This window comes from Campylobacter concisus (genome assembly GCF_003048445.1).
Taxonomy (GTDB): Bacteria; Campylobacterota; Campylobacteria; order Campylobacterales; family Campylobacteraceae; genus Campylobacter_A; species Campylobacter_A concisus_BF.
On sequence record NZ_PIQW01000005.1, the window covers coordinates 96,125 to 116,639 of the forward strand.

General features: G+C 41.8%; 20 protein-coding genes. 3 read left to right on the plus strand and 17 right to left on the minus strand.

The features are described from left to right. Window positions 1-4: 4 nt before the first annotated feature. The 9 genes from CVT14_RS04275 to CVT14_RS04320 all read right to left on the minus strand — a co-directional run bounded on the left by CVT14_RS04275 (window position 5) and on the right by CVT14_RS04320 (window position 9,173). Window positions 5-2,194, minus strand: a complete 2,190-nt coding sequence (locus CVT14_RS04275) for a RelA/SpoT family protein (protein ID WP_021088672.1) — start codon at window positions 2,192-2,194, stop codon at window positions 5-7. Then, window positions 2,181-2,396: a DNA-directed RNA polymerase subunit omega gene (locus tag CVT14_RS04280; RefSeq protein ID WP_004317259.1), complete on the minus strand. Its 216-nt coding sequence runs from the start codon at window positions 2,394-2,396 to the stop codon at window positions 2,181-2,183. Before CVT14_RS04280 ends, CVT14_RS04275 begins: the two co-directional genes overlap by 14 nt. An 18-nt stretch (window positions 2,397-2,414) precedes the next feature. After that, window positions 2,415-3,131: a UMP kinase gene (gene pyrH / locus CVT14_RS04285; RefSeq protein WP_009294284.1), complete on the minus strand. Its 717-nt coding sequence runs from the start codon at window positions 3,129-3,131 to the stop codon at window positions 2,415-2,417. Window positions 3,132-3,204: 73 nt separating this feature from the next. Beyond that, window positions 3,205-4,422 (minus strand): murein hydrolase activator EnvC family protein, encoded by a 1,218-nt coding sequence (locus CVT14_RS04290; protein WP_107849787.1) that lies wholly within the window; start codon window positions 4,420-4,422, stop codon window positions 3,205-3,207. Then, a complete protein-coding gene (locus CVT14_RS04295; protein ID WP_107849788.1) occupies window positions 4,419-5,234 on the minus strand; it encodes a cell division protein FtsX in 816 nt (271 codons plus the stop codon). Before CVT14_RS04295 ends, CVT14_RS04290 begins: the two co-directional genes overlap by 4 nt. After that, a complete protein-coding gene (locus CVT14_RS04300) occupies window positions 5,221-5,892 on the minus strand; it encodes a cell division ATP-binding protein FtsE (RefSeq protein ID WP_004317228.1) in 672 nt (223 codons plus the stop codon). Before CVT14_RS04300 ends, CVT14_RS04295 begins: the two co-directional genes overlap by 14 nt. Further along, a complete protein-coding gene (gene trmB / locus CVT14_RS04305) occupies window positions 5,876-7,063 on the minus strand; it encodes a tRNA (guanosine(46)-N7)-methyltransferase TrmB (protein ID WP_107849789.1) in 1,188 nt (395 codons plus the stop codon). Before trmB ends, CVT14_RS04300 begins: the two co-directional genes overlap by 17 nt. A gap of 531 nt (window positions 7,064-7,594) precedes the next feature. Continuing rightward, a complete protein-coding gene (locus CVT14_RS04315) occupies window positions 7,595-8,269 on the minus strand; it encodes a fibronectin type III domain-containing protein (protein WP_187153557.1) in 675 nt (224 codons plus the stop codon). Continuing rightward, window positions 8,202-9,173 (minus strand): RluA family pseudouridine synthase, encoded by a 972-nt coding sequence (locus tag CVT14_RS04320; protein ID WP_107849790.1) that lies wholly within the window; start codon window positions 9,171-9,173, stop codon window positions 8,202-8,204. Before CVT14_RS04320 ends, CVT14_RS04315 begins: the two co-directional genes overlap by 68 nt. Before the next feature lie 52 nt (window positions 9,174-9,225). Between CVT14_RS04320 and CVT14_RS04325 the strand changes: the two genes are divergently transcribed. Continuing rightward, complete coding sequence (locus CVT14_RS04325) at window positions 9,226-10,332, plus strand: FtsW/RodA/SpoVE family cell cycle protein (protein ID WP_107849791.1); 1,107 nt, start codon at window positions 9,226-9,228, stop codon at window positions 10,330-10,332. Between the two features lie 682 nt (window positions 10,333-11,014). Here CVT14_RS04325 and CVT14_RS04335 read toward each other — a convergent pair. The 5 genes from CVT14_RS04335 to gap all read right to left on the minus strand — a co-directional run bounded on the left by CVT14_RS04335 (window position 11,015) and on the right by gap (window position 15,648). Continuing rightward, the gene (locus tag CVT14_RS04335) at window positions 11,015-11,683 is read right to left on the minus strand and encodes a DUF2625 family protein (RefSeq protein ID WP_021088635.1); all 669 of its coding nucleotides are present in this window, start codon (window positions 11,681-11,683) and stop codon (window positions 11,015-11,017) included. 79 nt (window positions 11,684-11,762) lie between these two features. After that, window positions 11,763-12,581 carry an enoyl-ACP reductase FabI gene (fabI, locus tag CVT14_RS04340; protein ID WP_021088641.1) on the minus strand — a complete coding sequence of 273 codons (819 nt, stop codon included), beginning with the start codon at window positions 12,579-12,581 and terminating at the stop codon, window positions 11,763-11,765. Window positions 12,582-12,749: 168 nt separating this feature from the next. Continuing rightward, a complete protein-coding gene (locus CVT14_RS04345; protein WP_021088619.1) occupies window positions 12,750-13,430 on the minus strand; it encodes a triose-phosphate isomerase in 681 nt (226 codons plus the stop codon). A gap of 3 nt (window positions 13,431-13,433) precedes the next feature. Beyond that, the gene (locus CVT14_RS04350) at window positions 13,434-14,633 is read right to left on the minus strand and encodes a phosphoglycerate kinase (RefSeq protein ID WP_107849792.1); all 1,200 of its coding nucleotides are present in this window, start codon (window positions 14,631-14,633) and stop codon (window positions 13,434-13,436) included. A 16-nt stretch (window positions 14,634-14,649) separates the two neighbouring features. Beyond that, window positions 14,650-15,648, minus strand: a complete 999-nt coding sequence (gap, locus tag CVT14_RS04355) for a type I glyceraldehyde-3-phosphate dehydrogenase (RefSeq protein ID WP_107849793.1) — start codon at window positions 15,646-15,648, stop codon at window positions 14,650-14,652. Window positions 15,649-15,727: 79 nt separating this feature from the next. Between gap and nadD the strand changes: the two genes are divergently transcribed. Continuing rightward, window positions 15,728-16,609, plus strand: coding sequence for a nicotinate (nicotinamide) nucleotide adenylyltransferase (gene nadD / locus CVT14_RS04360; RefSeq protein WP_107849794.1), 882 nt, complete (start codon window positions 15,728-15,730; stop codon window positions 16,607-16,609). On the opposite strand, the gene CVT14_RS04365 is transcribed toward nadD, so the two are convergent. Then, window positions 16,593-17,576 (minus strand): YeiH family protein, encoded by a 984-nt coding sequence (locus tag CVT14_RS04365; protein ID WP_107849795.1) that lies wholly within the window; start codon window positions 17,574-17,576, stop codon window positions 16,593-16,595. The genes nadD and CVT14_RS04365 overlap by 17 nt on opposite strands. Before the next feature lie 103 nt (window positions 17,577-17,679). Between CVT14_RS04365 and CVT14_RS04370 the strand changes: the two genes are divergently transcribed. Then, window positions 17,680-18,615 (plus strand): sugar transferase, encoded by a 936-nt coding sequence (locus CVT14_RS04370; RefSeq protein ID WP_021088588.1) that lies wholly within the window; start codon window positions 17,680-17,682, stop codon window positions 18,613-18,615. 49 nt (window positions 18,616-18,664) lie between these two features. On the opposite strand, the gene argS is transcribed toward CVT14_RS04370, so the two are convergent. Beyond that, the gene (gene argS, locus CVT14_RS04375; protein ID WP_021088671.1) at window positions 18,665-20,248 is read right to left on the minus strand and encodes an arginine--tRNA ligase; all 1,584 of its coding nucleotides are present in this window, start codon (window positions 20,246-20,248) and stop codon (window positions 18,665-18,667) included. A gap of 9 nt (window positions 20,249-20,257) precedes the next feature. Then, a complete protein-coding gene (tatA, locus tag CVT14_RS04380; RefSeq protein WP_021087958.1) occupies window positions 20,258-20,479 on the minus strand; it encodes a twin-arginine translocase TatA/TatE family subunit in 222 nt (73 codons plus the stop codon). Window positions 20,480-20,515 lie beyond the last annotated feature (36 nt).

Sequence of the window (20,515 nt, forward strand, 5' to 3'; positions counted from 1 at the left end):
TCTCCTAATTATGATATGGGTCGCTTTGCGAAACAAAATCAATAATCTTATATCTATCTTTGATCTTCTCTTTGATCTCGTTTGCATCGATGTTTTCTGCTATTTCGACGCTTATTTCAAACGTATCTCCGCTAAGATCATTTGCTTCGTTTAGCGAGATTGTAGCTAAATTTATATCAAGTCTAGCAAGATATGTTAAAAATTCAGCCAACGCACCTTTTCTGTTTTCTAAATTTAATAAAATTTTATACCTATGTGGGGCATTTCTCGTCCATTTGACAAAGATGATCTCATCGCCTTTATCCATTAGCTTGCCAGCGCGCTCGCAAAGCTTGTGATGCACTGTCACGGTGTGGCCATTTTTAAAGCCAACTATGCTATCGCCCCTTTTTGGATTGCAACAATAATCAAACTCGACATTTGAAATTTTATGGTTTGAGTAGATCACTATATTTTCAAATTTTTGCTTTTTGATCTGGTATTTGTCGCCCAAAGAGATCATAAATGGGCGCTCTTTTCTGATGTATTTTTTAAGCATATTTGCCACTTCTTGCAGATACTCGCTATCAGTTGCTGCACGAAATACCTTTTTGCCTAAATTTTCACTCTCTACCCACTCTAAAATTCTATCTTTTGAGACATTAAATACTGATTTTAAGATATCGATCGCCATTTTGTAGTTTATATCTCTTATCTTTTGCTTACAAAATGACCTTATCGTCGCCTTTGCCTTGCCTGTTCGCACGCTGTTTATCCATGAACAGCGAAATTTAGCCTCTTCGCCAGTTACTATCCTAACGATGTCGCCATTTTTTAGCTCTGTTAAAAGTGGCATCCTAACGCGGTTTATATAAGCTTCTTTTGCGTAAAGTCCGATCTCTGAGTGTATCTCATAAGCGTAATCAAGCGCCGTAGCACCACGTGGTAAAGTAAAGACCTCGCCCTTTGGAGAATAAACTGCGATATCTTCGATATAAAGGCTATCTTTTGCGTATTCATAGAGCTCTTCAACATTGCTCTCATTCTCGCTATTTTGCATGCTGATGTCATTTAGCCAGTCAAGCTTTGGATTTAAGAGGCTGCCCTCGCCGTTTTTATATTTCCAGTGAGCGGCAACGCCGTATTCAGCGGTTTTATGCATATCATAAGTGCGAACTTGCGCCTCAAATATGCTTTTGTTATCAAAAATGGTTGTGTGTATCGTTTGATAGCCATTTTGCTTTGGAAGCGCTATATAGTCTTTAAATCTTGAGATGAGAGGATTAAAATTTATATGTAAATTTCCAAGTGCAAGGTAGCAATCAAGCGGCTTTTGCACGATGATCCTAATGGCAAGCAAGTCAAGCACCTCTTCGATAGAAATGCCCTTTCTTTGCATCTTTAGGTAGATCGAGTAGTAGTGTTTTATGCGTTTTTGTATCTCAAAAGTGCCCTCGATAAAGCCATTTTCAAGCAAAATTTGACTTACCTTTTCGTGAAAAGCATTTAGTTTTAGGCTAAGCTGCTGCTTGTTTTTGTTTAGGTAGCTATCGATCTTTGCGTATTCTTCTGGCATCGCATACTTAAAGCTTAGATCTTCAAGCATGTTTTTGATCGATGAAATTCCCAGCCTATGAGCAATCGGAGCATAGACCATAAGCGTCTCTTCGGCTATGCGTTTTTGCTTTTCAGGCCTTAGCGCTTCAAGAGTTAGCATGTTGTGAAGTCTGTCGCAAAGCTTTACGACAAGGACTCTGACGTCTTCTATGGAGATTAAGAGCATCTTTCTAAAAGTTAGCGCCGAGCTTGCCAGTTTTTCGTTGCTATCCGAGCTTGCGAGCTTGTTTTCTCTAATGGCAACTATCTTTGTAAGCCCTTCAACTAGCTTTGCCACCTCATCGCCAAATTCAGCCTGAAGCTCACCTAGCGTTACGTCGGTATCTTCGACCACGTCATGAAGGAGTGCAGCTATAACCATGCTCTCATCGCCGCCCATATTTGCTACGATAGAGGCTACTAAGATGGGGTGGATGGCGTATGGTTCGCCACTTTTGCGGTATTGTCCAGCGTGAGATGTGACGCAGCTATCTATCGCTTTGTCTAAAATTTCACTTCTCTCACAAAGAGAAAAGAGCAGTTTTATCGCTTCTGAAACGTTTTTGCAAGCTAAAATTTGCTCTATCAACTGCTCTAAAAAAAGACTATTTTCCTTCAACTATTGCCTCTAAGCCTATTTTGCCCTCAGCCACTTCAAGTAGTGCTATGTCGGCAAATTTCATCTTTGAAGTATCAGCATCAACTAAAGCTATGGCGCCATTTGCTAGCGCTTCTGCACGCTTTGCAACGATAAGTGAAAGCTTATATCTGTCATCTCCTACTTGTTTTAGTGCTCTTGCTGTGATTTGTTCTGTTCTCATTTTTATCCTTTTTGAAATTTATTTTACAACTGAGTATAGGGCTGCTTCTTCTTCATTTATTATTTTTAATAAATTTCCAGCCTTAAACATATTACAAACTAAGATCGGCAGTGCGTTATCTTTTGCTAAAGCTATGGCAGTGTCGTCCATAACCTTGATGTCATCGCTCATCGCCTTTTCGTAGTTTAGTGATTTTAGAAGTTTTGCATCTTTGAATTTTTTAGGATCTTTGTCATAAACGCCATCAACTTTTGTCGCTTTTATGATCATATCTGAGCCGATCTCGATAGCTCTTAGCGTAGCTGCTGTATCTGTTGTGAAGAATGGATTGCCAGTGCCTGCAGCAAAGATAACAACTCTGCCCTTTTCTAAATGGCGCTGCGCACGTCCCACGATGAAAGTCTCACAGATCGCTTCCATCTTGATCGCACTTTGCACTCTTACTTCAAGCCCACTTCTCTCCAAAGCTTCACGCATCGCGATCGAGTTGATGACAGTTGCTAGCATGCCCATATGATCGCCACTTGTTCGCTTGATGATACCATCTTTTGCAGCGCTCACACCGCGCACTATGTTGCCACCGCCAATTACGATGCCAACTTCGATATCATTTTCTATAAGCTCTTTTATCTCGCTTGCTATAAATTTAAGCACAGCTGTGTCTATACCAAAACCATTTTCTCCAGCCAAGGCCTCGCCTGAAAATTTGACCAATACGCGTTTTCTCTTACTCATTGTCATGCTCCTTGAAATTCACGCATTTTAGCCAAAAAGGCTTTAAATTTAGCTAATAACGCTTACAAAGTGACTATTTTGAGATCATTTCAAGCGGGTCGATATGGTAGTTTCTTTGCGTTACTTCAAAAGTTAGATCGTTCCTTACCCTACCTATGACGTAGCCTTTTTGCACGACTGAGCCGACCTTTACAGTTGGCGCGATCTGGCTTAGGTGGGCGTAGATCGTGTGGATGCCGTTTTCGTTTTCGATGATAACGACATTTTCAAGCATCGGAGTAGCTTTTGCAAAGACAACCTTACCATTTAAAACGCTTTTAACCTTCGCATCTGGCGTGCTTGAGCGAAGTATGACTGACTCGTTAAAAATTTTGATGTTATATATCGGATCTACGTAATTGCCAAATTTTTGCTTTACAGAGTAGCTATCAAGCGGAGCGATCGTCCTTGTGCCTGAGTATCTCTTAACAGAGCTTGTCTGATAGCCCCCACCCATTGGCTGGCTCTTTTCGCCCTTTTTGCCACCTTTGCTAGCTGCTCTTTCTTGCTTTTCTCTGGCAGCTCTGGCTGCTTCATCCTCTTGCTTTTGCATGATAGCAAGCTGCTCAAGTGTCTTTCTTAGCTCATCTTGTTGAGCTTGAAGCTTGGCTAACTTTTTGCTGTAAATTTCTTTATCGCGTTTTAGCCCGTTTATTGTATTTTTCTGCGTGCTCTCTAAGCTTTGCAGATCATTTTGCTTGCGCCTATAGTTTTTTATGCTTGAGTTTATCTCGTTTATCTTGCTTGATTTGTTTTTTATCTTTTCTATCGTATCTTCGTAGTTCTCACTAAGCCTTTTAAAGTCCTCTTTTGCTATGGCATTTAGCTTGGTTAAAATTTGCGACGAGATGATGCTCTCTTCGCTTTGTTTGCCCTCGCTTGCAGACATCATAAGATCAAAAGAGAGGTCTTCTGCGATGATCCTTATCATATTTTGCTCTAGCTCTTTTTGGGTGCGCTCTAGCTCTTTGTTTTGCTTTGTTAGATCATCAAGCTCAAGAAGCGCTTTTGAAGCATTTGTCTCAAGAACTGAAATTTGACCTTTTAAATTTGTGATATCGCCGCTTATGCCGCGCAGTTTTTTCTCGCCAGTTACGATATCACCAGCCAAGTCATCGAGCTTTTTACTAAGCTGCTCACTCATGGCCTGCGTCGATCTTAACGAGTTTTTGGAGTCTTTTATCTTCTCTTTAGTATTTGATGCAAAAGCTAGACTAAAAGCTAGCAAAAGTGTAAAAATTCCTTTTTTCATATCGTGCTTTTTCTAGCCTTACTCATCACTAAACTAACAGCAAAAATGCTTAAAACCACAGCCACGCCAAATAGGATAAAAATATCTCTTGAAAGATCAAGGCTAGGCAAGACTACATCGATGCTTGCGGCATTTTCTCTAAAAATTTCAATGCTAGGCAAGAAAAAGAAAAATGCGCCAACAACAATGGTCGCAACTATGCTATCAACCATGGCTGATTTATAGAGCATGGCTGATTTTAGCCAAAATGGCGCGCCAAAAAGCGTCATGATCTCGATGCGCTCTCTATGCTCAAATAGCCAAATTTTAGTCTGTTTCAGCATAAGCATAAGCCCAACGACACAAAGTATCGCCATAAATGCATAAGATATACTTTTGGCTAAATTTAGCATCTTAAAGACCTTGTCATGGGTCTTTGAAAATGTCTCGACCTTGCTTATACCATCAAATTTCAAAAGCTTTTGCTTTATCTCCTCCATATATTCTGGCGATGGAAATTCGCTTAGTCTTAGCGAGTAAAATTTAGGCAAGGCGTTTTGAAGGATGGATAAATTTTTAGCCGAGATGTCGTTTGATAGGCGGTCGATGATCTTTTGTGGGCTTAGTGGCTCTACACTTGCTAGCGTGCCAACTACTGGCTTTAGCACTGGCTCGCTTAGCTCTTTGTTTGAGACCACCACGATGTTGTAGTCATTTCCCATAAGCCTCTCATACTCTCTTACGATCTTGTCTGCTGTGAGGCTAAACTGCACTGAAAATAAAAGCGCGATTAACGGCAGGATAAATCCAAGGTGGTTTTTAAGCGATCTCATGCACGCCTCCATTTTCTATGACGAAGTGGCGGTATGGGATGCGAAGCGTTGATGGGATGTGATGCGTCACCACGACAACGCTTGTGCCTAGAAATTCTCTGGCTGATTTTAGAAGCGACCAGATGACGTCGCTTGAGTATTCGTCTAAATTTCCCGTTGGCTCGTCACATAAGAGCAAATTTGGATTGTGCGCGAGTGCTCTTGCCATGGCAACTCTTTGCTGTTCGCCGCCACTTAGCTCGCGAGGGTATTTATCGGCTTTGTGAAGCATATTTACATGTTTTAAAAGTTTAGCGACCTGCTTTTTGCTCACATTTTGATTGACGCCTTTGATGATGAGTGGCAGCATGACGTTTTTTTCGACATTCCACTCATTTATCAAGCGATAGTTTTGAAATATAATGCCAACTCGCTGCCTAAGCTCGCAAAGTCTTTTGTCATCGATATCGTCCATTTGCGTCATGCAGACATTTAGCTCGCCAGCAAGTGGTGAAATTTCTCCGTAAAATGACTTTAAAAGCGTGCTCTTTCCGCTTCCACTCTTGCCTGTGATAAAGACAAAGTCATTTGCGTAGATGTCTAAATTTACGCTATTGATCACAACCTCATTGCGCTCATAAGCAAGGCTTAAATTTCTTGCGCTAATTATCTCTTGCATCAGCCAAATACTCCTTCAAAAGCTCGTGTGCTGCTAAATTTTCACGTATTAAGATCGGTTTTTTTATAAAATATTCGCTTTTTTCATCGCTTATTTTGATGAAACACTGCTCTGGTTTGTTAAACGCTCCAAAGGCGACTTTTAGCAAAATTTCACCCTCGTTTATAGTATAAATTTCTTCAAAATGTAAAAAGTGATCCTCTTTTTTTATGATGAAATTTTTAAAATTTTTAATGATATTTTTTACGCTTGTCTTTTCTTTGAAGCTAAAATCTCCAGCCAAAACGCTCTCGCCACTTTCAACCTCACAAGTATAAATGACATCGTAAATGTCCTTATCTTGGCGTCTCCAGCGGTCTTCATACTTGCTAGTTACTTCTAAATTTCTATTTTTAAAAGCCTCTATCTTTGAGTTTGCGGGCTCTAAAAATTTACTCAAACTAAAGTCGCAATACTCCTTACTATCAGTCCTTAGCTCAAATTTACCGCCAACTTTTAGTATCCTCTCACACTCAAGCGCAAACGCCGATGAGACCACGCGTCTATGCTCGGCCTTGTCCCACGGCACTGGAAAGTGTAAAAATACTCTATCAACCAAATTTGATCCAACAAGTGAGAGTAAGAGCCTTGCGTCGGTGTTTATTAGACGCACATTTTCTAGGGCATTTGCCCTAGCTAGCTTTGCTACTTGCTCGATGCTTGGTTTATAGACCTCTATGCCGATAACTAGGGCATTTGGGTTGTTTTTAGCCTGATAGAGCAAGTGCCTGCCAGAGCCAAAGCCAATCTCGATAAAAATCTCTTTAAATTTATCTTTTAGCTCGAAAAATGCTGGCACAAACTCTTCAAGACTTAAAATTTCACTCACTTTTTTGGTCAAATTTGTCTTTTTTACAGCAAATGCTTGACTGATGATGTCGTTACAATTTTGCTCTTTAAAAAGCTCCAGCGCCTCTTGCAAAAGTCCGACTTTAGCAGGTTTTGTAAGCTTTTCTCCCTTTACGACGACGCCATTTTTGCCTGGCTTTACGACTAGAAAAAAGCCTTCATCTTCATTTTTTGTGTAGATGAGCCTCTCGTTTCGGCCATTTGCCTGCCAAAGAAATTTGATCTTGTCGTTACCAAATGGAAACGAGAGCTCTTTTAAGGACGAAGCGATGAAATTTGGCATTATTTTGTGCTAACTTCTGCTTTTGATGACTTATCAGAGGCGATGCCGTATTCATCGACTGCTACGACGCTGTAAGAGTAGCTAGCTCCTTTTTGGACGCTGTCATCTCTAAGCCCAGTATCACTTATACCGCTAAAGACTTTCTCGCTAGCACCGCTTCTATAAACTGTATATGAGCTAGCTCTATCAACTGCGCTCCAGCTTACATTTACACCGCTGCCATCGTAGCTAGCGCTTATGCTTGGAGTTTTTGGTGCGCCAAGTGTGCTACCAACGATCGGCTCTTCTTGCTTTAAGCTCTCAAGACCGTCTTTATCGACAGCTGTGACTCTATAATACCTTGTCGCTGCGTTTGTATTTATGAGGTCCTCATAGGTGTTGCTAGTCGTTTTTGCTAGGTATGTGTAAGGTAAAATTTTACTTGTCGTTCTATAAACCTTAAAATAAGCAAAATCCTCAGCTGGCGCGTAATCCCACGTTAAGATGATCTTTTTTGGAGCATTTTTGGTTGCTTGGACGTTCGTTACTGATTTAGGGTAACTCCTTTGTTGTGGCGCTTATGTTTTGGCTTGGTTTTGAGATGACGCCAGAAGAAGTTTTAACTAAGATCCTATACTCATAAGACCTGCCAGGTTTTACATCAGTGTCGATATACTCGGCATTTAGTCTGCCATTTACCTCTGCTACTTGGCTAAATTTATTAGCTCCTGCATCGCTTCTTTGAATGATGTAGCTTGCTACTGTGCTATCAGGATGTGGTCTCCAGATCACTTTTACGCGGCCTGGAAGCCCAGTGATAGCTTGCGCAAATGGCACAGAGTCAAGTAGTGGCTTAGTTGTCGCAGTTGCGATCGCACCTGGTTGAGAGATGGCGTTACTTGAGTAGGTTCTCATTTGGTATGAATAAGTCGTCTCTGGAGCTAGGTCGCGATCCACATAGTGCGTAGCAAAGCGGTCTTTTATGTTTGCAACTAGTTGCATTTTTGAGTTTGCATCGTTTGGATTTGAGCGGTAAAGATAGTAGCCAACGACGCTCTCGTCGCTCACTGGGTTCCACTCGAAGCCAACTTCTGTCATATCTGAAATAGTTTTTAAGCTTGTAATAGTTGGCAGTGACGTGCTTTGCTGAGTCGGTACGCTAGAGCCGCATCCCGCTAAGAAAGCTACTAAAAATGGTGTCAATATGCGTAGGGCAAATTTTTTCATCAAAAATCTCCTTGGGAATTTTTTTGTAAATTATTTGGTTAAAGTCATCATACGTTTTTGCGGTAAATTCTACCCTTTTGCCAGTTCGCGGATGGATAAAATAGAGCATATAAGCGTGAAGCATAACCCTGCTTATTTTATCGCCTTGGCTCTTAAATCCGTATAAATCATCACCTAAAATGTGGCGATTTATGCTAGCAAGATGCACTCTTATCTGATGCGTCCTACCTGTAAAAAGCTTTGCCGCTATCAAATTTACTCCGCCTTCACTTAGCAAATTTACAAAGGCACTTTTTGCAAATTTAGCGTCCGCAACGATCGCTTTTTTTAGGCGGTTGTTTGGATTTCTGCCGATTGGCTTGTCGATGACGACGTCCTCTTTTAGGGGCAAGTCGGTGAGCGCTAGATAAATTCGTCCCATGCTCTTATCGCTTAGTTGCTCGCTAAGTTTTGCGTGGGAGAAGTTGTTTTTAGCGACGACGATAGCGCCGCTCGTGCCCTTATCTAGGCGGTGGACGATGCCAGCTCTTACGTCGCCGTTTAAATTTGAAAGCATAAAGCCTTTTTTGTTTAGCCACTCAACAAGTGTCGCCTCTTTGACGCTTGGGGCTTGGTGAACGACGATTTGTGGGGGCTTGTTTAGCACTATGAGATCGTCGTCTTCATATATAATCGGGATATCAAAATTTACTTCGTACTCGTTTTGCACCTCTTTTTTTGGGGCAAAATTTACGCAAATTTCATCGTTTTCATTTAACAAAAAGCTTGGTTTTGAGACTGGTTTTAAATTTACGCTTACAAGGGAGTCTTTTATCAAATTTAAAGCTTGATTACGTGAAATTTGAAGCTCATGTGCTACTGCAACGTCGAGTCTTGAGCTATTTAAAACATTAAATTTAACCAAAATCAAAGCCTTGTTTGTGATATAATCTAGCCCAAAAATTAAGGTTTGCTTCTTGATAAAACTAGATCGGCGTATTTTAACACATTTTGATTTTATTCAGCCGTTTTTGATCATCCCAATCATAGCCATCTCATACATCCTAGTCTCCGAAGCAAATGACATTTTGGCAAACAAACAGCTTGTGTATTTTGGCATAGGATTTGTCTCATTTTGCATCGCATTTTTACTGCCCATTAGACGCATCGACTGGATCATCCCGATGTTTTACTGGGTCTGCATCGTGCTGCTTTTAAGCGTTGATATCTTTGGCGTTAGCAAGCTTGGAGCTAGGCGCTGGCTGGAAATTCCCTTCGTTCACTTCACACTTCAGCCCTCAGAGCTCATGAAGCCAGCCTTTTTGCTGATGCTAGCCTATCTAGTTAAGCAGCGCCCGCCAGAGGTCGATGGTTACGGGCTAAAAGACTTTTTAAGGCTTAGTTTTTACATACTTTTGCCATTTGCGCTCATCATTAAAGAGCCTGATCTTGGCACCGCGCTCATACTTTTGATAGTTGGCTACACCATCCTTTTTGTCATCGGCGTAAATAAGAAAATTTGGATCTGCATCATCCTTGCCATAGGATTTTCGGCGCCAGTTTTATATGAAAATTTGCATGATTATCAAAAAAAGAGGATCCACGACTTCATCGCCGAAGAGCCAAGCTATCACGTCAAACAAAGTATCATCGCCATAGGTAGCGGCGGGCTAAAAGGCAAGCCAAAGGACGAGGCGACGCAAACGCACTTTAAATTTTTGCCAATCGCCACAAGTGACTTCATCTTTGCCTACAATATCGAGCGTTTTGGCTTTTACGGCGCGCTTCTTTTGCTGGGGCTTTATGGAGCGCTTATAACGCACTTACTTAGCCTAAACTACGGGCTTAAAAATGATTATTTCACGCAGGTGACCGCCACTGGTATAGCCACGCTCATCTTTGTTTATGTGGGGGTAAATGTTTCGATGACGATCGGTTTTGCGCCGGTTGTGGGCGTGCCACTGCCGTTTTTTAGCTACGGCGGAAGCAGCTTTGTCACCTTCATGGTACTTTTTGGGATACTGCAAAATCTACTAACATTTAGGTTTGATCAGACCTACCGCTCAGTGAAATTTAAATTTTAAAATTTGCGACCACGAACTACAAATATTTAATTTTTTTACAAAAATATTCAAACGAATTTTAAAATTAGAGCTGGCATATCACGGCTCTAAATTTAGTGCTAAACGAAATGCAGCCTAAATTTAGTAGTCTGCTAAGGCGAGTGAGTAAGATTTTAAAATTTATAAATTTATTTTGTCAAATCAGACAAGTGTCAGACAAATTTTAAAATTTCATGAACGAGTAATTTCGGCTCTAAAATTTGAGCTAAGCGGTTAGCGAAGCCAAATTTTAGTAGCCAACTCTTGCGAGTGAATGAAAGTTTTAAAATTTGTAAAATAGCTTCATTAAATTTGTAAATTCTTTTTATTAAAAAAGGGTGACAAGAGGATTTAAATTTTGCTTCGCGGGCTCGCAACTGAGTGGCAGACACGAAGCCTGTCCCCTTATCTCTCTTTATATCATCGTCTGCTTGCGGCTACGGACGAAGCCCGAGTAAAAACCCTCTCGCACGTTCAAAGTGCATGCAATAGTGCTTTGCACTGCATGCGGTTAGAAACTCGAGCAAATTTTAAAATTTATGAACGAGCATATCACGCTTCCAAATTCAGTGGCAAGTAATAACAAGACCTGAATTTGGTAAGTTGCTAAGGTAAGCGAGTAAGATTTTAAAATTTGCAAAAGCAGAAATTTACAAAATCAATCCTATTTCTCCTCCTCAAACAAAGAAGAAAAATATTCACCTATATTAACGCCATCTTTTTTCATATCTTTAAGCCTTAGTTTTACGTCGGCGTCTTGCCAAAGAAGTGGTGGTAGCGCAAACATCACCTTATCAAGGCTAAATTTACGCACATCCTCGCGCCAGCCATCCCAGCGGTAAAGCTCGTAAAATTTAGATATATCGCCACTTAACGCCCAGTATAAAAACTGCGAGTAGCCAAGCTGCGTATCTTCCCATTCGCCGCTGTCTGGTGCGTAGTAAAAGACGTTACCAGCTTTGCCACCAAAGGCGCCGCCATTTACCGCGAAAAATCCACCCAAAATATCGTCCGCCACGAGCAAATAGCTAGGCATCTGCCCTACTTCGCTAAAGCTTTTGCCAAGGTTAAAGCTGTAAATTCCGCGCTTCATCCGCTCGCACCCTGAGCCAAGCAGGCGCAACCAACCGCCATCTATCACTATGCCGCCGCACCCATAAACAAGCGCTCCCATCGGCGAGCGAGTGGTGACTTGAAGTCCTAAAAGCTCACTTTGCGCCCTGCTCTCATCGCGAGGCAAAATTTCATAGTCGTTTTTAGCCTCCTTTAGCCACTCTTCGATCAGCGCCCAGCCTGGCTCATTTGTGTCTATAAGCTCATCTAAAGCTCTCACTTTCTGTCCTTTTTATCAAATTTGGTGAAATTTAAAAGAAGAATTTGGCGAGTCGCCCCGCCAAATTTATATCAGTATGTTATTTTGCGTCCCAAGCTAGGATAGTGTTGCCCTCGGCGTCGGTAGCCACGTCGCCCATGCCCATGATGTTGTAGCCGCAGTCTACGTAATGAACCTCGCCTGTTACGCCGCTAGCTAGGTCGCTAAGCAGGTACATAGCGCTGTTGCCGACATCTTCAGTGGTGACGTTGCGTTTTAGCGGGCTATTTACTTCGTTGTAGCGCAAAATCATCCTAAAGTCACCTATTCCGCTTGCAGCAAGCGTTTTAATTGGGCCTGCGCTGATCGCATTTACGCGGATGTTTTTAGCGCCAAGGTCGTGTGCTAGGTAGCGAACTGAGCTTTCAAGTGCTGCTTTGGCAACGCCCATGACGTTGTAGTGTGGCACAAATTTTGGTCCGCCAAGATACGTAAGAGTTAGCACCGAGCCGCCCTCTTTTAGCACCGGTAAGACCGCGCGAGTAAGGCTTAGTAGCGAGTAGACGCTAGTGCCCATCGCTATGTCAAATGCCTCTTTTGTGGTATTTACAAACTCGCCCTCAAGTGCCTCTTTTGGCGCGTAAGCCACAGCGTGCACGACAAAGTCGATCTCGCCAAGGTCTTTTTTGATCCTATCAGCAAGGACGTCTAAGTGAGCTTGGTTATTTACGTCAAGCTCATAGACAAATTTGCTACCAAACTCCTCAGCGATCGGCTCTACGCGCTTTTTAAGAGCGTCGTTTAGGTATGTAAATGCCATCTGCGCACCTTGATCGTGACAAGCTTTTGCGATGCCGTAAGCTATCGATTTTGCATTAGCGACGCCTACGATTAGACCTTTTTTACCCTTTAGTATCATCATTTCTCCTTTTTATTTTGTTTGGCTTTTAAGCGATATTTAAATTTTAAACCAAATTTAATAGCGGCAGTATCGCGAGATGAATTTTAATGTTGTGTAGAAATTTTAGGTCAAGACTAGGCAAATAGCCTGTCGCAGACTTAAAATTTCGAACTCATTAAAAGGCACTCACGAGACAACGCGTATCAAATTTAAAAAATTATTCGCATCCCAGCTGGCTGTGCCTACCAGCACCCCATCGCAGCTTTTGATACCCGCGATATCAGCGATATTTGCCGCATTGACGCTTCCGCCGTAAAGTAGCGACACATTTGCCTTTGTCTTTAAAAAGCTTAGCACCTCATCTATCTGCTCTATGCTAGCGCTTTTACCGGTTCCTATCGCCCAGATCGGCTCGTAGGCGATGACTAATTTTTTATAGCCAAGGTCGATATTTTCAAGCTGGCGGCTTAGAAATTCTTTGGTCGCTCCGCTTTCATTTGTGCTTAAATTTTCGCCGATACAGTAGATCACATTCCAGCCATTTTTTGCGGCAAAGTCAAATTTCGCTCGCAAAAATTCCTCGCTCTCTTTTAAAATTTCACGCCTTTCAGAGTGGCCTATCAGCACGTCTTTTATGTCAAATTCATCAAGCATCGCCTTGCCGATCTCGCCAGTAAATGCCCCACTCTCGCATGGGTAGAAATTCTGCGCTCCAAGCCTAAAAATATGCCTTTTTTCATCAAAAGCACTAGCTGGAGCAAATACGCTCACGTCGTCATTTGCGCTTAAATTTGCGTCTAAAATTTTCGCGTACTCTCTAAAGCTTGCTCTTGTGTGGTTGCACTTTAAATTCGCTAGAAATTTCAAGACCTACTCCTCTTTTCTAAGCGGCTTTATGCCAGGCAGCTCTTTGCCTTCAATGAGCTCCAAGCTCGCACCACCGCCAGTCGAGATAAATGTCATCTCATCAGCGTCGCCTGCGCGCTCGACCACGTCAGCCGTATCGCCACCGCCAACGACAGTTGTCGCGTGAGTGTCGATGATAGCGTGGCTCATTTTGATGCTACCCTTGCTAAATTTATCCATCTCAAAAACGCCCATAGGTCCGTTCCACCAGATGGTTTGCGCATCTGCGATGACCTCTTTAAATAGCCTAATCGATGCAGGTCCGATGTCAAGCCCCATCCAGCCATTTGGGATCTCTTGAGCTGGGACGTATTTTACGGCACTTTCAGCTGAAAATGTCTGAGCAGCGACGACATCTACTGGTAGGTAAATTTTCACTCCTAGCTCTTTGCCTTTTTGTAAAATTTGCCTTGCATCTTCGATGAGCTCTTCTTCAAGGAGCGAATTTCCGATGTTTTCGCCAAGTGATTTTAAAAATGTAAATGCCATACCGCCGCCAATTATGAGCTTATCTACGCGTGGCAAAAGGTTATGCAAGGCTTGAAGCTTGCCACTAACCTTTGAGCCACCCACGACTGCGACAAATGGACGAGATGGATGTTTTATCAAATTTTGAGCGAAATTTATCTCTTTTTGTAGTAAAAATCCAGCTGCTTTGTGCTTTTCATCATAAAATTTAGTGATCGCTTCGACTGATGCGTGAGCCCTGTGACAAACGCCAAATGCGTCATTGATGTAAAATTCGCCAAAGCCTGAAAGCTCTTTTGCCAAAGCCTCATCGTTTTTGGTTTCGCCCTTTTCAAAGCGTAAATTTTCTATCATCAAAATTTCGCCAGCTTTTAGCGCCTCAGCCTTTGTCTTAGCGTCATTTCCGATCACATCTTCAGCAAATATCACCTCTCTATCAAGCAGTCTTGATAGCCTTTTTGCTACGCCGCGAAGTGAAAATTTCTCTTCATAGCCGTTTTTTGGGCGTCCAAGGTGACTAGCCAAAACCACGCTGCAACCATTATCCAAGCAGTAGCGGATAGTTGGTATCGCCGAGCGGATCCTGCGGTCATCAGTGATGTTTAAAAACTCATCCATAGGCACGTTAAAATCGCACCTTATAAAGACTTTTGCGCCGTTAAGTTCAAGGTCGTTGATCGATAAAATATCACTCATTTTTCACCCTTTAAATTTACTTTGTAGCCACGATCTTAGCAAGATCTACAAGCCTTGTTGAGTAGCCCCACTCGTTGTCGTACCACGCAAAGACCTTCACCATATCATCAGCGATAACCTGCGTAGTGTCGCTAGCTACGATGCTGCTAAAGGTGCTCGTGCAAAAGTCGCTACTAACTCTGTAGTCGTCATCAACAAATAAAATTCCCTTTAAATTTGACTCCGCAGCCGTTCTAAACGCCTCGTTTATCTCATCTTTGCTAGCTGGTCTTTTTAAAACCGCCGTTAGATCGACCATAGAGACGTTTGCCACTGGCACACGCACTGCTTGGCCGTGTAGTTTGCCATTTAGCTCTGGAAGCACTTTAGCGATCGCTTTTGCAGCTCCGGTGGTCGTAGGTCCGATATTTAGCGCTGCAGCGCGTGAGCGGCGGAAATCCTTAGCTTTTACATCAACTAAGCTCTGACCATTTGTATAGGCGTGGATCGTGGTCATCAGCCCTTTTACGATGCCAAATTTATCGTTTAGCACCTTTGCAACTGGAGCTAGGCCGTTTGTGGTGCAGCTTGCGTTTGAGACGATCGCTTCGCCTGCGTATTTATCGTCATTTACGCCGACTACAAATGTCGCCGTATCATCTTTTGCCGGAGCGCTCATGACGACTTTTTTGACGCCGCGAGCAAGATATGGCTCACATTTTTCAGTGGTTAAAAACTTGCCAGTGCACTCTAAAACCACGTCTGTGCCGTAGTCTGCGTAGCTAAGCTCGTTTAAATCTCTTGTAGAAAAAACTCTTATCTTTTTGCCATTTACTTCTATAAAATCGTCGCTTATCACCTTAACGTCTTGCTTAAATTCGCCATGAACGCTGTCGTATTTGAGCAAGTACCTCGTCATATCCCTTGTTGCGGTGTCGTTAATAGCGACAAGCTCAACATCATCACGTTCTAAAATAATACGCGCAGCACACCTACCGATACGCCCAAAGCCGTTTATTGCTACTTTAACTGACATCTTAGCTCCTTTTGATATAATTACGCCTAATTCTACAAAAAAGAATTTTAAAACAAATATAAACAAGGCACTTTAATAGATGAAGTTAGCACTTTTTGGCGGGAGCTTTGACCCGGTTCATTTAGGACACGATAGCATTGTAAAAATGGCACTAAGTGGCCTTGATATCGACAAGCTCATCATCATGCCAACTTTTATAAGTCCCTTTAAGAGCGAATTTTCAGCTCCGCCAGAGCTTCGCCTAAAGTGGATAAGAGAAATTTGGGGCGGCCTAGAGAAGGTCGAGATCTCAGACTATGAGATAAATTTAGCTCGCCCAGTGCCTACCATAGAGACGGTTAAGTATTTGTATGAGAAATTCAAGATAGAGAAATTTTATCTCATAATAGGCGCGGACCACCTAGCCACGCTTGATAAGTGGCACGGATATGAGGAGCTAAAAAATTTGGTGCATTTTGTGATCGCCAAGCGCAATCACATAGAAATTCCGCGAAATTTACAAAAAATGGACGTGCACGTGGATGTTAGCTCGTCGCAGATCAGGCACCAAAAGGGGCTTGATGAGCTGCCTAGCGAGATAAAAGATGAGATTATAAATTTTTACCAAGGATTAAAGATGCAGGAAAGATCGATGCAAGAGCGCACCGAAAGTATAGTTAAGGTTTTAGACGCAAAAAAGGCTGAAGAGATACAAGTGTTTGATATGAGCGGGGATGATTATTTCGTAAAGGCCGTAGTTATCGCTACTACGCTTGGTGAGAGGCACGCTTACTCGCTGGCTGAGGATCTAAAAGAGGAGCTTAAGCCTCTTGGAGAGAAATTTATAGGCACTGAGAGCTCGCCTGATTGGATCGTGATGGACCTTGGCGACATCTTGATACATCTTTTAAGCCCAGCTTACAGGGCAAAATACAACATTGAAGAGTTTTTGCAAAAGCTAAAAACTAGCAAAGAGTCTTAACAAAGACAAGCGATGAGCAAATAAGCCATAAAAATATAAAAAATGCTAACAAAAATGGTTTTTTGCCCGTCGCTTTAAATATACTCCTATCTATCCCAAACCCCAAAGCACACATCGCCACGCAAAGGCAAATGCTAGCGGCTAGCTTTAAAATTTGTACCAAATTTTCAGGGAAAAATGGCAAAGATCTAACGCAGATCGCCACTAGGAAAAATAGCGCAAACCATGGTATGCTCTTTAGCTTTGAGGCGTCACTATTTTGGCTTAAATTTAAGAAATTTAGCAAAAACAAAAATGGCACTAGCATGATGACGCGAAGCATTTTTATGATGACGGCAGTGCTACTTGCTGTGCTGTCAAATGCTGCTGAGGCTGCCACTACGTGGGCTACTTCGTGAAGTGAGCCGCCGATAAAAAAGCCAGTTTGCTGAGGCGTGAGAGCTAGAAATTTAGCGATAAATGGGTAGATAAACATGCCAATAGTCCCAAATAGCACCACCGTGCAAATGGCGATAGCAAGCTTGTTTGCGTCCGCTTTTATCTCATTTTGAGTAGCCATAACAGCAGCTGCACCGCATATGCTAGCCCCCGAGCCAATGAGCACGGCGCTATCCTTGCTAAGCCCCAAAGCTTTGGCGGTAAAAAGCGCAAAGCAAAAGGTCGCAAAAACCATAAAAGCTGCGTATATCACGCCAATGGTGCCGACACTTGCGATCTCGCTAAGGCTTATGTTAAAGCCAAAAAGTATGATGCCTAGCCTTAAAATTTGCTTCCCAGCGATCGCTACGATGCCACTATTTTTTAAAATTTGAGTCTGTTTGGTGAAAAGATTTGCAAAAATGGCGCCTAAAATGATAGAGATGATGAGTGGGCTGGTGTGAAATTTAGCCAAGACCATGTTTGAGAGCATGAAAGAAACGGCGCATATGAGCGCTAAAACAAGCACTGCGAGAATTTTGTGAGACATATTTTAACCTTAACTCTTTTTTTAAAAATGCAATTAGCACGTTTGGGTATAATTAGACGAATTTTATAATGCAAATTTAAAATAAAGATAAAGGGATAGGCCTATGATCATCCTTGGCGAAAAATATACTTTCACCAAACTCGAGCTAGAGAAGCTTAGGAAGAAATTTGGCCAGGTAAATTTTTTATCCCCTGAAAATAGCGACGCAAAAGCCCTGCGAGGTGCGCTAGAAAATCTCATAAAATCAGGCGATCAGAGGCTAATAGTGCTAAATACCCAAAAGCCTGTTGATAGCAAACTGGTGAGATTTCTCACGCTTTTGCAGTTTAAGACGAAGTATAAAAAGATCAAATTTCTAAATGTGGAGAGCTTTTTAGAAATTTACTTGCAAAAGTGCTACATCCCAGAAAATGGCGAAAATTTAAACTTTTTAAACGATATCAAGCCTTATAATGCCCTTGAATACACCTTAAAACGCGTGATCGACTATGTAAGCTGCTCACTGCTTCTTATGATACTTTTTATGCTTAAATTTTATGTAAAGAAAAAGATAGATGAGCAGTCCCCTGGTAGCCTTTACTTCTTGCAAAACAGGGTTGGGCTGGGAAATAGAGAATTTGAGTGTATCAAATTTCGCTCAATGGTGGTTGATGCTGAAAAAGACGGGGCTAAATTTGCTAGCAAAAACGATGAGAGAGTCTTTGAATTTGGCGAATTTATGCGTAAAACTCGCATAGACGAGGTGCCACAGTGCATAAATGTGCTTCGCGGTCAGATGCACCTAATAGGCCCAAGACCAGAGCGAAGATATTGGATAAATTTCTTTGAAAAAGAGATACCTTACTACAATGAACGACATATCGTCCGCCCTGGCATTACCGGCTGGGCACAGGTAAATTACCCTTATGGCGCAAACACACATGACGCCAAACAAAAGCTGATGTATGATCTTTATTACATAAAGCACTGGTCACTTTGGCTGGAGATAAAGATAATAGTAAAAACTATTGCAATTATATTTGAAAAAAGGGGCATTTAGTCAAACCCGCATATCCCTTTTTGACTAAATTTGTCTGGTGGATATAAAGCTACATCCTATCTTTAGCTGTGATTCCCATTATGTTAAATGCTGTTTTTATCGAGACAGCAACGACTGCAAAGACTTTTAGCAAGCTATCTTCATTTTCATTTCCAACCACGCGGTTTTCATTATAGAATTTATGAAAGCTAGCAGCCAGCGACTTTAGATAGTCTGATATCTTTTGAAGCTGCCTTGAAGCAAAAGCATCCTCTAAAATTTCAGGCAATATAAGCGCTTCAAAAAGTAAATTTTTAGCATTTTCATCTAGGCACTCAAAGTCAGCATTTATCACGTCACTAACACTTTTTCCAGCCTTTGCAAAGATCTGATTTATCCTGGCGTGAGCGTAATTTATATAAAAAATAGGGTTTGAGCTATCCTCTTTTTTAAGCTCATCCACGTCAAATTCCAAACTACTTGTGTTTGCTTTGCTTATAAAGATAAATCTAAGTGCCTCAGCACCGATCTCGCTCGCGATATCACTCATCAGCACCGCATTGCCAGCGCGCTTGCTCATTTTATATGGCTTGCCCTCTTTTAATAGGCTAACCATCTGCATAAGTATCACTTCAAGCCTGTTTTCATCATACCCAAGGAAATTTATCGCAGCCTTTAGCCTTGCGATATATCCGTGGTGATCCGCGCCCCAAATATTTATATAGTGGTCAAAATTTTTCTCAAATTTAGCGTTATGATAGATGATATCGCCAGCTAAATATGTCGGTCTGCCGTCATTTCTAACCACAACCCTATCGTTATCGTCGCCAAGTGTGGTAGAAGCGATATAGGTAGCGCCCTCTTTTTCATACATTTGATTTGAGCGTTTTAGCTTTTCTATAGTTGGCTCCAGGCGGTCATAAAGAGCTTTTTCGCTAGCCCAGCTCTCTATAAATATCCCAACATCAGCCAAGTCTTTTTTGATGATCTCAAGTACGATATCCTTGCCAAATTCGGCAAGCTCAAGGTTTCTACTCTCGTCATAAAAAATTTCCTTGCCAAATTTCTCATTTGCAAGCTTAGCGATATCTAAAATATAATCCCCGCGGTAATATTTCTCTGGATAGACGACACTTTCGTTAAAAAGCTGCTCTTTAGCCGCAAGTGATATCGATGTGCCAAGCAGATCTATTTGATTGCCAGCATCGTTTATGTAGTATTCTGTTGAGATAGCGTAGCCAAGTCTTTTGCCAAGTCTTGCTAAACTATCACCATAAACTGCGCCTCTAACGTGTCCGATGTGAAGCGGCCCAGTCGGATTTGCGCTGATATATTCTATTAAATAGCTATCTTTTTTCGCATCTTCTTTTGCAAAATTTTCGCTATCTAGCAAAATTTGCTTTGAAATTTCATCTAAAAATTCGCTCTTAAGTTTGAAATTTAAGTAGCCATTTACCGCGCTAGCTTCCACTATCTTGCTATCACTAAATTTATCAGCAAATTCGCTAGCTATCATAGCTGGAGACTTTCTTAGCTCTTTCGCGAGGCTAAAAAGCGGTGTCGCGTAGTGGGCTAAATTTTTATCCTTTGGCTTTTCAAGCACAAATTCTCGCTCTAAAACCTTTGAAATTTCAGCTTTTACTTTATCTTTCAACTCTAAAACCTACGCGTTTTTAGTTGTTTCTTCTATCTTTTGACTAGCTGCACTCTCTTCTTTATGCTCGACTTTCTCGCTCTTTTCAGGTGTTGTGTCTTCCATCTCAGCTTTAAAAGTCTTTATGCCCTTACCTAGTCCTTTTGCAAGCTCTGGGATCTTCTTTGCTCCAAAAAGTAATACAATGATCGCTAAAACGATCAACCAGTGGCCAATACTAAAAGAACCCATCTTTTCTCCTTATCAAATTTTCTCAAAATATTATCA

Excerpts from the sequence above, each read along its gene's own strand:
- CVT14_RS04350 (WP_107849792.1), bottom strand. The coding sequence starts at position 14,633 with ATGAGTGATATTTTATCGATCAACGACCTTGAACTTAACGGCGCAAAA.
- CVT14_RS04300 (WP_004317228.1), bottom strand. The coding sequence starts at position 5,892 with ATGCAAGAGATAATTAGCGCAAGAAATTTAAGCCTTGCTTATGAGCGC.
- CVT14_RS04370 (WP_021088588.1), top strand. The coding sequence starts at position 17,680 with ATGATCATCCTTGGCGAAAAATATACTTTCACCAAACTCGAGCTAGAG.
- CVT14_RS04295 (WP_107849788.1), bottom strand. The coding sequence starts at position 5,234 with ATGAGATCGCTTAAAAACCACCTTGGATTTATCCTGCCGTTAATCGCG.
- tatA (WP_021087958.1), bottom strand. The coding sequence starts at position 20,479 with ATGGGTTCTTTTAGTATTGGCCACTGGTTGATCGTTTTAGCGATCATT.
- gap (WP_107849793.1), bottom strand. The coding sequence starts at position 15,648 with ATGTCAGTTAAAGTAGCAATAAACGGCTTTGGGCGTATCGGTAGGTGT.
- CVT14_RS04290 (WP_107849787.1), bottom strand. The coding sequence starts at position 4,422 with ATGAAAAAAGGAATTTTTACACTTTTGCTAGCTTTTAGTCTAGCTTTT.
- nadD (WP_107849794.1), top strand. The coding sequence starts at position 15,728 with ATGAAGTTAGCACTTTTTGGCGGGAGCTTTGACCCGGTTCATTTAGGA.
- pyrH (WP_009294284.1), bottom strand. The coding sequence starts at position 3,131 with ATGAGTAAGAGAAAACGCGTATTGGTCAAATTTTCAGGCGAGGCCTTG.
- CVT14_RS04365 (WP_107849795.1), bottom strand. The coding sequence starts at position 17,576 with ATGTCTCACAAAATTCTCGCAGTGCTTGTTTTAGCGCTCATATGCGCC.
- CVT14_RS04315 (WP_187153557.1), bottom strand. The coding sequence starts at position 8,269 with ATGAAAAAATTTGCCCTACGCATATTGACACCATTTTTAGTAGCTTTC.
- trmB (WP_107849789.1), bottom strand. The coding sequence starts at position 7,063 with ATGCCAAATTTCATCGCTTCGTCCTTAAAAGAGCTCTCGTTTCCATTT.
- fabI (WP_021088641.1), bottom strand. The coding sequence starts at position 12,581 with ATGATACTAAAGGGTAAAAAAGGTCTAATCGTAGGCGTCGCTAATGCA.
- CVT14_RS04280 (WP_004317259.1), bottom strand. The coding sequence starts at position 2,396 with ATGAGAACAGAACAAATCACAGCAAGAGCACTAAAACAAGTAGGAGAT.